The following is a 14,472-nucleotide window of genomic DNA, read 5'->3' as shown; positions in this document are numbered from 1 at the left end:
AATCACCTATAGAATTCTATAGGTGATTTGCTCTTCTTAAGTATATGAAATGATACCATTAGTACGAACGTGGCATAAGTAATAAACAAATGAAATAAACTAAAAATCCTGTCCCAAAACATAAAACAGCAATAACCCAAATGATACGAATAAGAGTAGAGCTAATATCAAAATATTCTCCTAAACCACCACATATACCAAATAGCATTTTATCAGTTTCGGATTTACATAACTTTTTTGACATATTCCAATCAACTCCTTTTTATATCAAACTGCATACTTTTATTCTATATGGAAATTTATGAGAAGACTATGGGGTTGTATTACATTTTTTTTTTGAGAGACGATCATATTAATTGTCTTAATTTTCAGTGGATATTAAACTTGTAGTTATGAGGTGATTTTTAATAAAGGGTGGGGAAATAGGGATGACAGTATATTGGTTGACTAATGTAATGCTTGAATCAAGGTATACATATGAAGAAGAGAGAATTTCGCGAACAGAAACAGAATTATGTAGTTTACTCATTGAAGATGGACGAATTAAAAAAATTATAGAAGGGGTTGTTCAAGAAGAAGATATAGTAATGCTTGATGCTAAGCACTTATTGATGTTGCCAGCTTTCGAAGAGATGCACATTCACATTGATAAAACATATTATAGTGGCCCCTGGAAAGCTTGTAAGCCAGCAGAAAGTATTTTTACACGTTTTAATGAAGAAGAAAAAATTTTACTAAAGCAATTAGCAACTGCTCAAGATAGAGCGGAAAATATGCTAGAGTTACTACTGCGAAATGGTGCAACGAATATTAGAACGCATTGTAATGTTGATCCGATTATTGGACTTGGTAATTTGGAGGCGACGTTAGCGGCATTAGAAACATATAAAAATCGAGTGTCTAGTAGAATTGTTGCGTTTCCGCAACATGGATTATTGCGCAGTAATTCTGTGCAACTCGTGAAAGAGGCGATGCGTATGGGTGCTCATCTAGTCGGAGGAGTAGATCCAGCTACAGTGGATAATGATATTGAAAAATCATTACATACAATTATGGATATCGCAGTAGAATTTAATGCGGATGTTGATATTCATTTACACGATGAGAATAATCTTGGAACGTTTACGATGAAGAGATTGGCAAGTTTAACAGAAGAAGCAGGGTGGCGAGGGCGTGTAACAATTAGTCATGCACTTGGACTTGGTGGTGTTACTGATAAAGAGGCTGAAGAAGTGGCAGAAAGACTCGCAGCTGTAAATATTGATATTACTTCAACAGTACCAATTGGTAAACAAGTAATTCCAATTCCGTTATTAGATAAAAAAGGTGTTAAAGTTTCATTAGGAAATGATAGCATTACAGATCATTGGTCACCGTTTGGAACAGGTGATATGCTTCAAAAGGCAAATCGATTAGCAGAGCGTTTTGGATGGAGTGACGAAAGGTCTTTAGGAAAAGCAATTCGCTTTATTACGGGAGGAAAAGAAACGTTAAATAATGAAGGGAAGCGGGTATGGCCGAATGTAGGGGATGAAGCGAGCTTTGTTTTGACAAATGCGACATGCGCTGCTGAAGCGGTAGCACGCCAAACAGAAAAAAGTTTAGTTGTGTATAAAGGAAATATTGTTGTTGGAAGCTTAAATGAGCTGGAATTAAATAATCTTGTGTAGAAGAATCGTTTAAATACCTTGGGGAGGGTTCTAATTGTGAATATAGAACTCTTCTTTTTTATTCTTACAATATATTTTTTATAGGAAAGCTAGAAGGGATGGACATTTTGGACAATCAACATAACCAAAATCATATTATGGGAACTTTGCAATGGTTTATATTTCTATTAGCAAATTCAATCGCACTACCAATTGTCGTTGGTGGATTATTTCATCTTACGACGGAAGAAATATTTTATTTAATGCAGCGTACGTTTTTTGTAGTTGGTATATCTTCTTTCTTACAAGGATGGATTGGGCATAGACTTCCAATTGCGGATGGACCAGCTGGATCTTGGGTTGGTGTATTTACAGTACTTGCTTATGCAACTGCCGGACAAGATCAATTGCATAGTACACTGCAAATTTTAGAGTTAGGAATGATAATCTCCGGTGTTATTTTAATAGGATTAGGAGTAACTGGTTTTATAGGACGTATTTTATTTTTATTTACGCCAGTTGTGACAGGGACGTTTTTACTTTTATTATGTTTACAATTAAGTGGTGTATTTTTAAAAGGAATGCTAGGAATTACAGCTACTATTTCTCAAATCGATGGATTTACAGCGATAATTGCGTTTAGTATATTTTTGTTCGTTATTATACTGTCTAATTTTGGAAGAGGTTTTATCAAAAGTTATGCAGTTTTAATAGGATTAATTAGCGGGTGGATTATTTTTCTCATTGCAGGAAAAGTGACGGTTCCATCTCAAGTAACTCATTTTGTACAACTTCCACAAATGTTTGCTTGGGGACTTCCAAAATGGAATACTGGTATGGCAGTATCCAGTTTCGTTATGGTATGTATTTTAGTTTCAAATACAGTGGCAGCTATTATAGCGATTAATCAAGCTACCATTCATAAAGCAACTATTGAACAAAAACAGTTGAAGGATGGTACGTGGGTTGGAGGGATTTCGCATATCATTTCCTCCGTATTTTCAACTGTAGGTATCGTTCCGTTACCAGCAACGGCAGGATTTATACGCTTAACAAAACAAAAATATATACGATCGTTCTTAATGGCATGTGCGTTACTAGTCGTAATGTCTCTTTTTCCAAGTATTATTCGTTACTTAGCATCTTTACCATCGGCTGTCGCATCGGCTGTTTTAATGGCTTCGTTCGTACAATTAATTGGAATTGGATTTAATAATATAAAACAAGTGCCGATGAGTGAAAGGAATGTAACGATTTTAGGAGTGGCAGTATTATTTGGAAGTGGCGTTATGTTTTTACCGTCTGGAGCACTCCAATCCTTGCCGTCTGTTATGCAATATATATTCGGTAATGGTTTATTTGTAGGTACGGTTGTAAGTATATTGCTAGAACAAATATGGCGCGCTGGAAAGTAAGTGGATAAAAAGAGTGTACGCACTGTATAAAAGTCTAAAATAACATAGGAAATAAAGCCCATTTTCATTCACCACCTGCACATTTCGTTCATACAATATCTTGACTAAATAAACACCCAACTTACACATACACAGCTCTGGCTTAAGCAAGGAGGGTTATACCAGTTGAAGGAAAAAGCGTATCAATCTAAACCTTTACTCACAAAGAGAGAAAGAGAAGTATTTGAATTACTGGTTCAAGATAAAACAACGAAGGAAATTGCAGGTGAACTTTTTATAAGTGAAAAGACAGTTCGCAACCACATCTCAAACGCAATGCAAAAGCTAGGGGTTAAAGGACGTTCACAAGCAGTTGTGGAGCTTCTTCGTATGGGAGAGCTCGAACTATAAGAAAGCAGCCGACTTTTATACAAAGAGTCGGCTATTTTTTTGTTTGCTTCACTTGCTATATGAATGATAAGAACACTCCATACATAAATAGGTAATAAGGAGGGGATAAGTTGAAAAGGATACTGTTAGTTTCAACAAGTGCTCATGATATGAATGGACACCCGACTGGTTTGTGGCTTGAAGAGCTCGCAGCTCCTTATCATTTATTTAAAAAGGCTAAGTTTGATGTTGATATTGTGTCAATAAAAGGCGGGAGAGTACCTATAGATAGAGTGTCTATTCCGAATGGTATACCTCGTGAATTCAAGCATGTAGCTTCTTTATTGCAAAATACGAGGCCGATTTCAAATGTTCATTTCTCGGATTATGATGCGGTTTTATTTGGTGGTGGCCACGGGGCGATTGTAGATTTTCCAGGTAATCCATATGTAGCAAATTTAATTGAGAATATGTATAACGATAACCGGATTGTAGCGGCTGTTTGTCACGGAGTAAGTTCCTTTGTCGGTGTGAAAAATAAGGATAGCTCGTTTTTTGTTGCCGGTAAGCGTATAACAGGTTATACAAACGATGAAGAAAAAGCTGTACATTTAGAAAAGCGCGTTCCGTTTTTGTTAGAAAGTAAGTTGAAAGAAGAAGGAGCTTTGTTTTATGTAGCTCCCAATTTTACGCCGCATGTGGTAGTAGATGGGCATTTAATTACAGGACAAAATCCACAGTCTAGCGTGGAAATAGGTAAGGCTATAAAAAGGGCTGTAAATAAATTATAGAAAAGGTGCTCGCTACTCATAAAGGTAGCGGGCATTTTTTCTATAGTGTAAATGAACCCTTAAACTAAAAAGATGTATTGAGTATAGTGACTTCATTTATAATTAATCGTGAATTTGCTATACTATTTTGTATGGACAAAAGGGGAGGCTCTTTTAAATGAGAAAAGTCGCATGTGCAAATACTTATATTAATAAAATCAAGCCCGTTATTAGAAAGGCGAGTTTTAGCCAATTGAAAATAGATGAAATTGCGAAATATATGGATATTAGTAAAGCTACTTTATATAAACGTTTTTCTTCGAAAGATGAAATTATTGAGGCGGTAGTAGAGGATTTCATGAACTATCTACTCGAAGGTGATGCGGATAATCAAGATGAAAGTATGTCATTTACAGAACGGTTCCAAAAGACATTTATCCATTCTTTAAAATGTGTGACATATATTTCGGATGTTTTTTTGCAAGATTTGAAAGAAGCATATCCGCATTTGTCGGATCAATTAGTCGCTGCACAACAAAATCGTAATCATAATTTGCAAATGTTTTTTGAAGCGGGTATGGAACAAGGCTACTTTAATAAGATGAACGCACAATTATTTATGGTGCAAGATGATGTGATGTTAAGACGTATTATAGATCATTCTTTTTGTATTCAGTACGATATTACGTTAAAGAAAGCGATACTTGATTTTTATCAATTGAAGAAGTATCAACTTTTTAAACCAGAGTATATAGATGCAATTGATGATTCGGAAATTGAAAAAGAAGTTATTGCTATTTTGCAAATGATTTCGTAAAAAAGCAGATTTCCCTTAATAGAGGGAAATCTGCTTTTTTAGTACATATTATTTTTGCAACTGTTTTAATACTAATTCGGCTACTGGACCACCTGAAGCTGGGTTTTGACCAGTGATAACACGATTATCTTCTAAAGCATAAGCTTCCCACGGTTGCGCGGCTTTTTCGTAAAGTCCTCCATTTTTAATGAGTTCATCTTCTGTTAAAAATGGAACGAATTGATCTAATTCAGCTAATTTTTCTTCTTCATTTGAAAAGCCTGTTACCTTCTTACCACTAATTAAACGATCCCCATTACTTAATGTAATATGAAATAAACCAGCAGCTCCATGACAAACGGAAGAAACAATTCCGCCGTTTTCATAAATGTTGCGGCAAATATTTTGAAGTTGTTTATTTTCTGGGAAGTCCCAAATAACCCCGTGACCACCTGCGTAATAAATAACAGCGTAGTCTTCTGGATTCACTTCACTCGGTTTCATTGTAGAACCGAGGCGATTCATAAACTCTTTCTTTTGATACCATTCCCAATCGACGCTCTCCGCCATTGCTAAACTATGTGGATCAATTGGTGTATAACCGCCTTGTGGGCTGACATAATCGACTTCGTAACCCGCTTCTTCTACTTTTTTTACGAAATGTACAGCTTCACCAAGCCAAAGTCCGGTAGCCCTATTTAAATTTGGATATTTTTCTACACTTGTTAATACAACTAACATTTTTTTCTTCATCATAATCCTCCTATAATGTCTCTTCTATATAAAAGTTCTGTATTCGTTTCGTTTTATTAAGTTAAAAAATGCAAATTTGAATAATCATGCCAGTCCTTCTCATATCGGATTCGAAATTAGTGTATAATAAATTTCGAACAAAGTAAACTAAAAAGACTAAATTAGTTTAGTTTGTATATTTTTCGTTGACAAACTGTAATGCTGAAACTATGATAGTTCCATGAATATCGAACAACATTCTTGTTTCGTGTCGAATTCAATTTACCCCGCTATTTTCCGGGCAGTAAGACCCCCACCTCAAAATTCAGCGGAAGCAAAGAAGTTAGGTGGGGGATCAACTGCCCGTAAAAGTCCGATTGATGAGGGCTGGTTAAAGTTTCACTTTATCGCGCGATAAGGTAGTACCTTTTATACATTTAATGAAGTTGTTTAGTGGTGATACAACATTTAAATAACTTCATTTTTCATCTATAGTTTGACAATTTTAAAATTGCAATCAGGAGAGTGTTACACATGGGGAAAGATATAAGTAACCATTCGAAATGGTTTGTTTTTACATTATGTTTTATTGTTTTGTTAGGACCGATGAACGCTGTGTTATTTAATGTAGCGCTAGAGGATATTGCCAATGATTTATCAATTAGTCAATCGAAAGTAAGTTGGGTTGTAGTGGGGTATTCTTTAGTTGTCGGTATTGGTTCGATGATATATGGAAAACTGGCTGATCGTTACAGTGTAAAAAGGCTATTAATTATTTCTATTATCATATTTGTAGCTGGTTCTATTGTTGGGTTTGTGAATCAATCTTATGAGATTATCATTTTCGCAAGGTTAGTGCAGGCGAGCGGGGGAGCAGCGTTTATTGCGCTCAGTATGATTGCGGTGGCAAAATTAGTTGCTCCAGCTAAAAAACCGGGTGCGTTAGCAATGATTAGTTCTTCTATTGCATTAGCGGTTGGTATTGGACCTTTAGTTGGTGGGGCAATTACAAATACGTTAGGGTGGCCGTATTTATTTTTATTTATGGTTATTTCAATGATTGGTATTTTCTTGCTCGTAAAATTTATGCCAGAAGAGGCGCAACATACCGATGAAGTGTTTCGCTTTGATTTCATTGGAGCAGTTTTATTATTTGTATTGATTACGACCATTTTATTAGGAGTGAATATTAATAGTTGGCTTTTTGTGTTATCTGTTGCTTTCCTATTTTTATTCAGGGCTCATATGAAGAGAACAGAGTCGCCGTTTATTGATATTGAGTTGTTTACAAATAAACCATTACTTCGTTTAATAGCGGTCGGATTTATCATTAATGTGGCGTTATGTGCTAGTTTATTATTATTACCATTACTGTTAGGAAGAGGACACGGATTGTCTCCATTCGTTATTGGAATTGTATTGTTTGTTGCATCTCTCTTTGGTATTGTATCTAGTGTTATTACCGGAAAGATTATTCCTTCGTTTGGGAATGTGAGGATGATGTATGTAGCGTCTGTAGTTATGATCATGGGCTTTTTAATTTTAGGGATTATTCCGAATGGGAACTTACTCTTTATTTTATTTGCGGTTATTTTAACATTTATGAGTTATTCGGCAATTCAAGTATCATTAAACACATTTATACCCAAAACATTAAATCCAGCTAAAGTTGGAGTTGGTCTTGGTTTATATAATTTAATTAACTTTTTCGGTATGGCATTTGGACCAGCTGTAGCGAGCAAAATTATGGAATCTACAAATAGTTATCGATTGAATTTTATTTTGCTCGTCATTTTAATTTCTGCTCATTTCTTCTTATTAATGGGAATGTCTTCTTTTCAAAAAAAGATGGAGCAATGAATATGCACCTTATATAGAAGAAACCGACTTTCTTATAGAAGGTCGGTTATTTTTCTGTCTTGCAAATTACGAAAAAAAGGAGCAAAATAAAAAAGGTCCTAGTCTATACATGGGCAAATGAAAATTTTCATACAGAAGCATTTGAAGTGAGCGAACTTAAAGTGTGTAAAATATAATGATAAACATAAAAGATGATGAATGAGAAAACGGGTGATGAAGTTGAATAGAGCAATCGGTGTTATCGATTCAGGAGTTGGCGGTTTAACAGTAGCGAAGGAATTAATTCGTCAGTTGCCGAAAGAGCGTATCATATATTTAGGAGATACAGCACGTTGTCCTTATGGTCCGCGTTCTCGAGAAGAAGTGCGTCAATTTACGTGGGAAATGACGGAGCATTTACTAGATTTAAATATTAAAATGTTAGTTATTGCGTGTAATACAGCAACTGCAGTTGTATTAGAAGAGATGCAAAAACAATTACCAATTCCAGTAGTAGGAGTTATTCACCCAGGATCACGTACAGCTTTAAAAGTGACAAACACGTATCATGTTGGGATTATTGGAACGATTGGAACCGTGAAAAGTGGTGCATACGAAGAGGCGTTAAAGTCTATTAATAACCGTGTTATGGTAGAAAGTTTAGCTTGTCCACCTTTCGTTGAACTTGTAGAGAGTGGGAATTTCGAAAGTGAAATGGCGTACGAAGTTGTAAGAGAAACGCTGCAACCACTGAAAAGTACCGATATTGATACCCTTATATTAGGGTGTACACATTATCCGATTTTAGGACCTGTTATTAAAAAAGTAATGGGAGATAAAGTACAACTAATTAGTTCTGGTGATGAAACAGCACGTGAAGTAAGTACAATCTTATATCATAGTAAAATGTTGAATGAAGGAGAAGAACAAAGCGATCATCTCTTCTTAACAACAGGAAAAATAGGCTTGTTTAAAGAAATTGCATCAAAATGGTTCGGTCAACCGATTGAAAATGTGAAGCATATTCATTTAGAAAAAGAATAATAGTAGAATTCATATAAGTAAGCTCCTGAGAAATCAGGAGTTTTTGTTTATCCCGCTATTTTCCGGGCAGTAAGACTCCCACCTCAAAATTCAGCGGAAGAAAAGAAGTTATGTGGGGGATGAACAAAACTCCCACTGATTAAAGTTTCACTATATAAGAGGCACAGCTTGTTCTAAAATGTGAAACGGCTCGTATACATAATAGTACAAACTTAGATTTTAGGGGGGAATGGCATGCCTAAATCCACTTTTAAATGGGTTGTTGGTGCTACTGTGAGCGCTGTTTTACTAACAGGGTGTGGCTTTATAAATCAGGAGAAAGCAACTGAACAAATTGATCCGCCAAAACAAGTTACGTATACAGAGGGTGGGAAGAAAGAAGTAGCTAAAAAAGATAAGCAAGGGCAAATGGTAAATAGAGAACTATACCTTGTTGATAAAAATGGTTATGTTGTACCACAAACATTAGCTATACCTACTCCGAAAGCAAATGAGACTGTGAAGCAAACGTTAGAATACCTTGTGAAAGATGGACCAGTAACGAATTTATTACCGAATGGGTTTCGTGCAGTCATTCCGGCGAATACAACGATGACCTTAGATTTGAAAAAGGACGGGACGGCAGTTATTGATTTCTCTAAAGAAATGAAAAACTATGCGAAAGAAGAAGAGCGGCAAATCGTTGAATCTATAGCGTGGACGTTGACGCAATTTACAGAGATAAAACAAGTGCAGTTCCAAATAAATGGTGAGAAATTGGCAAAGATGCCTGTTGGTGGTACACCGCTTGGTGAAGGAGTGAGCCGTGCAAATGGTATTAACTTCGATGATGAACAAGTAGCAGATGTAACAAATACAAAACCAGTCACACTGTATTTTATGGCGCAAAATAATAATAAACAGCAATATTACGTACCAGTAACGCGCCGCGTTGCTGAAGGAAAAGAAAATGATTATGCAGCAATTATAGATGAGCTTGTAAAAGGTCCGATTCATCAATCGCTCCTGAATGATTTTAATCCAGGCGTTAAGCTTATTACGAATCCGAAATTACAAGACGGAAATCTTACATTAAACTTTAATGAAAATATATTTGTAAACCCAGATAAAAATATGATTTCAAATTACGTATTGAAGTCGTTAGTTTTATCTTTAACAGAAAAGAAAGGTGTGAAAAATGTTTCTATTGAAGTGAATGGAAAAGCAAATCTTATAGATGAAAAGGGCGGAAAGTTAATAAAACCTGTAGATCGTCCAGAAAACGTGAATACAGGTAGTTTTTAATCTTGAATAATTTGATATACTTAAGTAAGAAAGGAGAATTGCTTTTTGGGTTCTCCTTCTTTTATTGTATACATATCATACATTTAAAATTGGCTATACTAACGAGTAGTAATTAAGAGGAGGTTATTTTTATGCGAGTAGATGGTAGAGAGAAAACAGAATTACGCCATATACATATTCATACGAATTATTTAAAACATCCAGAGGGATCTGTATTAATTGAAGTTGGGGATACAAAGGTGATTTGCTCAGCGACAATTGAAGAGCGTGTACCACCGTTTATGCGTGGAGAAGGAAAGGGCTGGGTAACAGCTGAATACGCGATGATTCCGCGTGCAACAGAACAACGTACAATTAGAGAGTCAAGCAAAGGGAAAGTAACAGGACGTACAATGGAAATTCAGCGTCTAATTGGACGAGCATTACGTGCGGTAGTTGATTTAGAAGCGCTTGGCGAGAGAACAGTTTGGATTGACTGTGATGTTATCCAAGCAGATGGTGGAACGAGAACAGCGTCTATTACAGGTGCATATGTAGCGATGGTACTAGCTTTTGAGAAGTTATTACAAGCAGAAAAAGTATCTAAAATTCCAGTAAAAGATTATTTAGCAGCAACGTCAGTAGGGATTGTTGAAGAGCAAGGTGTTGTTTTAGATTTAAACTATGCAGAAGATTCTAAAGCAGACGTTGATATGAACGTGATTATGACTGGAAAAGGCCAATTTGTTGAAGTGCAAGGAACTGGAGAAGAAGCGACGTTTAGTAGAGCGCAGTTAAATGAACTACTTGATGCTGCGGAAAAAGGCATTTTCCAACTGATTGATATGCAAAAAGAAGCTTTAGGCGACATCGTATCTCATATAGAGTAGAGGTGGAAAGTATGAAACAAGTTGTTGTAGCGACAAAAAATATGGGTAAAGTACGTGAGTTTGCTGAGTTATTTGAGCGATTTGATTTAGAAGTAAAATCATTACACGATTTTCCTCATATTGAAGAAGTTGAAGAAACAGGTGAAACATTTGAAGAAAATGCGATCTTAAAAGCGGATAGTTTGAGTAGACAGCTGAATTCGATCGTAATTGCGGATGATTCGGGTCTTATTGTAGATGCTTTAAACGGAAAACCAGGAGTGTATTCAGCGCGTTTTGCTGGTGAACCGAAAAATGATCAAGCAAATATCGATAAAGTGTTACAAGAATTAAATGGCATTGACTTTGAAAAGCGTAAAGCACGTTTCTATTGTGCATTAGCAGTTGCTTTCCCTGAAGGTGATAAAAAGCCTGTCATTGTAAATGGGACATGTGAAGGATTTATTTTAGAACAACGCCGCGGAGAAAATGGTTTTGGATACGATCCGATCTTTTATGTGGAAGAATACAAAAAAGCAATGGCGGAATTAAGTTCAGATGAGAAAAATGCTATTAGCCACCGTGGTCGTGCTCTTCGTAAGTTAGAAGAAAAAATCCCGGAATGGTTTTTAGGAGAATAAGGGAGAGAGTATGATGAAAGCTTTAATCGTAAGCGATAGTCATAGCTCTGTGAAGGAATTACAGCAGTTGAAAGAGAAATATGAAGGGAAAGTAGATATCATGATTCATTGCGGTGATTCAGAGCTAACGCCTGCTCATGAAGAAATGCAAGGTTTCCGTGTTGTAAAAGGAAACTGTGATTATGCTAACTTTCAAGATGAAATTGTAACTGATGTAAATGGAATTCGCTTCTTAGTTGTGCATGGACATCGCCATAATGTGAAAATGACATTACAAACGCTAGCGTACCATGCGGAAGAAGTAGGAGCGCAAGTTGCATGCTTCGGACATTCTCACGTATTAGGTGCGGAATTAATCGACGGCGTTTTATTTATTAATCCAGGCAGTATTTTATTACCACGTCAGCGTGTAGAAAAGACATTTGCTGTATTAGAAATGGATGAAAATCAAATGGAAGTTCGTTTTGAAACATTAGACGGACAACTAGTTGAACAAGCAGTTTTTAAAAGAGGATAATAAAATTTATCCTCTTTTAAAAAAGGTGTTGACTTTATGTATGGTTATACATATAATAAATATTGTCGATAGGGCAACGGCGCTAACGAAGAAAAGAAAATAACATATGCGGGTGTAGTTTAGTGGTAAAACAAGAGCCTTCCAAGCTCTGGTCGAGAGTTCGATTCTCTTCACCCGCTCCATGTCCCAGTAGCTCAGCCGGATAGAGCATACGCCTTCTAAGCGTACGGTCGGGAGTTCGAATCTCTCCTGGGACGCTAACAAAAACCTTGTTATCTTTTGATAACAAGGTTTTTGTTTGTCTAAAAATTGATGTTTGGGTTATAAGTGTAGTTCATTCTTAATATCTGCGACCTTTCCTTCGATATTAAGCAGTTGCATATGTACTTCTTTTTCTTAAATAAAAAGAGCGCCGTTTATCCCGCTATTTGCCGGGCAGTAAGACCCCCACCTCAAAATTCAGCGGAAGCAAAGAAGTTAGGTGGGGTCGGGCTGTCCATAAAAGTCCGATTGGTGAGGGTTGATTAAAGTTACACTTTATGCGCCCTGTTCCTCATATTTAATTTAAAGAATCAATAGGCTTATGGTAGAACTCAAATCCATATCCAGATTCTCCTAATTGTTCACTTGCAATGTTATAAAAGTTTTTACCATTCTAGTGTGATTGAGTAGCCGTTATCGGAACTTATCCTTGATAGTGTGTTACAATTAATAGAAGCGGAAAACGAGAATCTCCAATTGACTGGACGTGTGATTAGTTGGACAGTTTAAGAAGGTTGTATAAAAAGGGAGATGGCGCAAAGATGGCGAGAACAAAAGAGAATGATTTAACGGAGAAATTGGCAGAAGGTCAACGGAAATATGGTGACGGCAACTTTACAGTACAGAACATCGGTGATGAAACTAATCCGAATTGGACTGTCGTAAAAAATGTGAGGAAGGGATCGGCAGGCATTCGCGAAGGAGAAGATATATTAAGACTGCGATCAAAATATATAAAATAGTATGGAATGGGCGGAGCGGGAGTTCGAATCTCTCCTGGGACGCTAAAAAAACCTTGTTATCTTTTGATAACAAGGTTTTTTGTTTTAAATTAGTTATTAATAAACTTCTCAAATACAAAACCATAATCTTTCACATTGTATTGTTTCTTCGTATCAACAAGCCAGTTAAAGGCAATCTCGTTCATCTCTTTAAATTGCTCTGCTAAGTTTACTTGTGCGTTTGAAATACGGCTGAAAGCATTAGATGCCATATCTAAACTTTTATGTGCATATTGTAATGTAATGTCGTTGTCGTATGAAATTTCTTCAATTTTAAGTAAAGCCTTATATAAATCTTTTAATTCTTCAATATGTTTTTTATGAACATCAATTGAGTAATGCTCATCTCCCATTTGAAACTTAATTTCTATATCTAAATCAATCGTTCCTGCAGTTTCAAGTGCTACGTTTTTAATTTGATATTTACTATAGCTATAGCGGCGCAGTGTGCGTTTTTTACTTGTTGCGCTTGTACCATCTAGGTGGAGTAATCCTTTGTTTGTGAAGCAATATTCATCTGATTTGGATTTAATTAGAAAATAAATTTTCTCTCCATCTTCGTGCATCACGTAATCATCAGCATCAACTTTATCGTAATCTTTCGGTGTAATGACAGAACCTACATCGCTTAACCCTAAAACATCAGCAGCTACTTTTTTGAACATATATAATCCCCCTTGTAAATTAAATTCTTAATTGTACAAAAATATATTAACATGATTTTCATTTTTTGTTTTCTTGTAATACGAAAATATCTGAAGGTAAGTTAAGAAAAGTAACGCATAATTATTTTGATCCTAAATTATTTAGTAAATCTATTAGTCTAAGAGTCGATTCGCCGAAAAGTAACCAAGAGAAAAAAGCTAATTTTGCAAGTGATTATAGAGAAATTTCGTGAAAGCACCTCAAGCGATATGAGGTGTTTTTCAATCCCTTTTTGAAATCTTACAATTCTGTAAGGTAACTGTAAGGTAGTTCGATGGTAAGAAATTGCTAATCTTTTATAATGAAGATAACAACGATAAAACGAGGAGGAAGAAATGATGAAAGGGTTAGTTGTAACGGGCTTAACGGTTGCTTTTGGATTTGTAGCGTATGAGAAATTAACGTATGTAGTCGATGTTGTGAAACATTTGATTGCTTAGAGAAAACAGCTATGAGAGGGAAAGGGAATGAGTGAATGAATGGAATGGTTATTTGGAATTATAGGTACTTGTAGTGTAGTGTTATTGTTCTTTGTCCCAAGTGGTATACTTAGTTCGACAACAAGTTTGTTCTTCTTAAGTTTGTTTGCTTGTACGATGCTTATTATTATGTTTTTAATGAAGCGAAGTAAACCAATCTTCTATTTTAGCATGATTGTTATGGCAATTATTGTTCTCCAAATTATTACCCTTGTAATATACCCCACAATTATAAAAGCTTTCCATTAATGATGAATCCTCTGCGCTTGTTGCTGGGGATTTTTATTTGTACAATTTTAATTTTTAGTAGAGATTTACTCGTATCGGAATATAAAAATTAA

16 protein-coding genes and 2 tRNA genes are annotated in these 14,472 nt (G+C 35.7%); 15 read left to right on the top strand and 3 right to left on the bottom strand.

Features of this window, described 5'->3' with window-relative positions:
- Nucleotides 1-58: 58 nt before the first annotated feature.
- Nucleotides 59-244 (bottom strand): PspC domain-containing protein, encoded by a 186-nt coding sequence (locus tag DN403_RS13290; protein ID WP_000038411.1) that lies wholly within the window; start codon nt 242-244, stop codon nt 59-61.
- A 184-nt stretch (nt 245-428) separates the two neighbouring features.
- Here DN403_RS13290 and DN403_RS13285 point away from each other — a divergent pair, with 184 nt between their 5' ends.
- From DN403_RS13285 to DN403_RS13265, 5 genes are all read left to right on the top strand, one after another.
- Entirely contained in the window at nt 429-1,670 is a 1,242-nt protein-coding gene (locus DN403_RS13285) for an amidohydrolase family protein (RefSeq protein ID WP_149185532.1), read from the top strand.
- A gap of 98 nt (nt 1,671-1,768) precedes the next feature.
- A complete protein-coding gene (locus DN403_RS13280; protein ID WP_003257696.1) occupies nt 1,769-3,064 on the top strand; it encodes a purine/pyrimidine permease in 1,296 nt (431 codons plus the stop codon).
- Nucleotides 3,065-3,229: 165 nt separating this feature from the next.
- Nucleotides 3,230-3,454 carry a spore germination transcription factor GerE gene (gene gerE / locus DN403_RS13275; protein ID WP_000659484.1) on the top strand — a complete coding sequence of 75 codons (225 nt, stop codon included), beginning with the start codon at nt 3,230-3,232 and terminating at the stop codon, nt 3,452-3,454.
- A 149-nt stretch (nt 3,455-3,603) separates the two neighbouring features.
- The gene (locus DN403_RS13270; RefSeq protein WP_044784586.1) at nt 3,604-4,224 is read left to right on the top strand and encodes a type 1 glutamine amidotransferase domain-containing protein; all 621 of its coding nucleotides are present in this window, start codon (nt 3,604-3,606) and stop codon (nt 4,222-4,224) included.
- 157 nt (nt 4,225-4,381) lie between these two features.
- A complete protein-coding gene (locus DN403_RS13265; protein ID WP_001233010.1) occupies nt 4,382-5,020 on the top strand; it encodes a TetR/AcrR family transcriptional regulator in 639 nt (212 codons plus the stop codon).
- Between the two features lie 48 nt (nt 5,021-5,068).
- Here DN403_RS13265 and DN403_RS13260 read toward each other — a convergent pair whose 3' ends face one another.
- Entirely contained in the window at nt 5,069-5,752 is a 684-nt protein-coding gene (locus tag DN403_RS13260) for a type 1 glutamine amidotransferase domain-containing protein (RefSeq protein WP_000728522.1), read from the bottom strand.
- Nucleotides 5,753-6,265: 513 nt separating this feature from the next.
- Between DN403_RS13260 and DN403_RS13255 the strand changes: the two genes are divergently transcribed.
- From DN403_RS13255 to DN403_RS13215, 9 genes are all read left to right on the top strand, one after another.
- Nucleotides 6,266-7,591 (top strand): MFS transporter, encoded by a 1,326-nt coding sequence (locus DN403_RS13255; protein ID WP_000513862.1) that lies wholly within the window; start codon nt 6,266-6,268, stop codon nt 7,589-7,591.
- Between the two features lie 213 nt (nt 7,592-7,804).
- Nucleotides 7,805-8,614, top strand: a complete 810-nt coding sequence (racE, locus tag DN403_RS13250) for a glutamate racemase (RefSeq protein WP_000774005.1) — start codon at nt 7,805-7,807, stop codon at nt 8,612-8,614.
- Between the two features lie 234 nt (nt 8,615-8,848).
- Nucleotides 8,849-9,898, top strand: a complete 1,050-nt coding sequence (gerM, locus tag DN403_RS13245; RefSeq protein ID WP_001126747.1) for a spore germination protein GerM — start codon at nt 8,849-8,851, stop codon at nt 9,896-9,898.
- Nucleotides 9,899-10,029: 131 nt separating this feature from the next.
- Complete coding sequence (gene rph, locus DN403_RS13240) at nt 10,030-10,767, top strand: ribonuclease PH (RefSeq protein ID WP_001261763.1); 738 nt, start codon at nt 10,030-10,032, stop codon at nt 10,765-10,767.
- Nucleotides 10,768-10,778: 11 nt separating this feature from the next.
- A complete protein-coding gene (locus DN403_RS13235) occupies nt 10,779-11,387 on the top strand; it encodes an XTP/dITP diphosphatase (protein ID WP_000815946.1) in 609 nt (202 codons plus the stop codon).
- A 13-nt stretch (nt 11,388-11,400) separates the two neighbouring features.
- Nucleotides 11,401-11,904, top strand: a complete 504-nt coding sequence (locus DN403_RS13230) for a metallophosphoesterase (RefSeq protein WP_000645510.1) — start codon at nt 11,401-11,403, stop codon at nt 11,902-11,904.
- Nucleotides 11,905-12,012: 108 nt separating this feature from the next.
- Nucleotides 12,013-12,086, top strand: a tRNA-Gly gene (locus tag DN403_RS13225).
- Nucleotide 12,087: 1 nt separating this feature from the next.
- Nucleotides 12,088-12,161 (top strand) — tRNA-Arg (locus DN403_RS13220).
- A gap of 546 nt (nt 12,162-12,707) precedes the next feature.
- Nucleotides 12,708-12,908 carry a hypothetical protein gene (locus tag DN403_RS13215; RefSeq protein ID WP_000124591.1) on the top strand — a complete coding sequence of 67 codons (201 nt, stop codon included), beginning with the start codon at nt 12,708-12,710 and terminating at the stop codon, nt 12,906-12,908.
- Between the two features lie 89 nt (nt 12,909-12,997).
- Here the strand turns inward: DN403_RS13215 and DN403_RS13210 are convergent, their stop codons facing one another.
- Nucleotides 12,998-13,612 (bottom strand): PH domain-containing protein, encoded by a 615-nt coding sequence (locus DN403_RS13210; RefSeq protein WP_000475213.1) that lies wholly within the window; start codon nt 13,610-13,612, stop codon nt 12,998-13,000.
- A gap of 519 nt (nt 13,613-14,131) precedes the next feature.
- Here DN403_RS13210 and DN403_RS13205 point away from each other — a divergent pair.
- Nucleotides 14,132-14,380, top strand: coding sequence for a hypothetical protein (locus tag DN403_RS13205; protein ID WP_001983650.1), 249 nt, complete (start codon nt 14,132-14,134; stop codon nt 14,378-14,380).
- Nucleotides 14,381-14,472: the final 92 nt, after the last annotated feature.

This window comes from Bacillus sp. AY2-1 (genome assembly GCF_008368965.1).
Lineage (GTDB): Bacteria > Bacillota > Bacilli > Bacillales > Bacillaceae_G > Bacillus_A > Bacillus_A thuringiensis_S.
This window is presented reverse-complemented; position numbering and strand designations above follow the sequence as displayed.

Excerpts from the sequence above, each read along its gene's own strand:
- DN403_RS13235 (WP_000815946.1), top strand. The coding sequence starts at position 10,779 with ATGAAACAAGTTGTTGTAGCGACAAAAAATATGGGTAAAGTACGTGAG.
- DN403_RS13280 (WP_003257696.1), top strand. The coding sequence starts at position 1,769 with ATGGACATTTTGGACAATCAACATAACCAAAATCATATTATGGGAACT.
- DN403_RS13255 (WP_000513862.1), top strand. The coding sequence starts at position 6,266 with ATGGGGAAAGATATAAGTAACCATTCGAAATGGTTTGTTTTTACATTA.
- DN403_RS13270 (WP_044784586.1), top strand. The coding sequence starts at position 3,604 with ATGAATGGACACCCGACTGGTTTGTGGCTTGAAGAGCTCGCAGCTCCT.
- DN403_RS13285 (WP_149185532.1), top strand. The coding sequence starts at position 429 with ATGACAGTATATTGGTTGACTAATGTAATGCTTGAATCAAGGTATACA.
- DN403_RS13215 (WP_000124591.1), top strand. The coding sequence starts at position 12,708 with ATGGCGAGAACAAAAGAGAATGATTTAACGGAGAAATTGGCAGAAGGT.
- DN403_RS13260 (WP_000728522.1), bottom strand. The coding sequence starts at position 5,752 with ATGAAGAAAAAAATGTTAGTTGTATTAACAAGTGTAGAAAAATATCCA.
- DN403_RS13265 (WP_001233010.1), top strand. The coding sequence starts at position 4,382 with ATGAGAAAAGTCGCATGTGCAAATACTTATATTAATAAAATCAAGCCC.
- DN403_RS13230 (WP_000645510.1), top strand. The coding sequence starts at position 11,401 with ATGAAAGCTTTAATCGTAAGCGATAGTCATAGCTCTGTGAAGGAATTA.
- rph (WP_001261763.1), top strand. The coding sequence starts at position 10,030 with ATGCGAGTAGATGGTAGAGAGAAAACAGAATTACGCCATATACATATT.
- DN403_RS13290 (WP_000038411.1), bottom strand. The coding sequence starts at position 244 with ATGTCAAAAAAGTTATGTAAATCCGAAACTGATAAAATGCTATTTGGT.
- racE (WP_000774005.1), top strand. The coding sequence starts at position 7,805 with ATGAAGTTGAATAGAGCAATCGGTGTTATCGATTCAGGAGTTGGCGGT.
- gerM (WP_001126747.1), top strand. The coding sequence starts at position 8,849 with ATGCCTAAATCCACTTTTAAATGGGTTGTTGGTGCTACTGTGAGCGCT.
- DN403_RS13205 (WP_001983650.1), top strand. The coding sequence starts at position 14,132 with ATGGAATGGTTATTTGGAATTATAGGTACTTGTAGTGTAGTGTTATTG.
- DN403_RS13210 (WP_000475213.1), bottom strand. The coding sequence starts at position 13,612 with ATGTTCAAAAAAGTAGCTGCTGATGTTTTAGGGTTAAGCGATGTAGGT.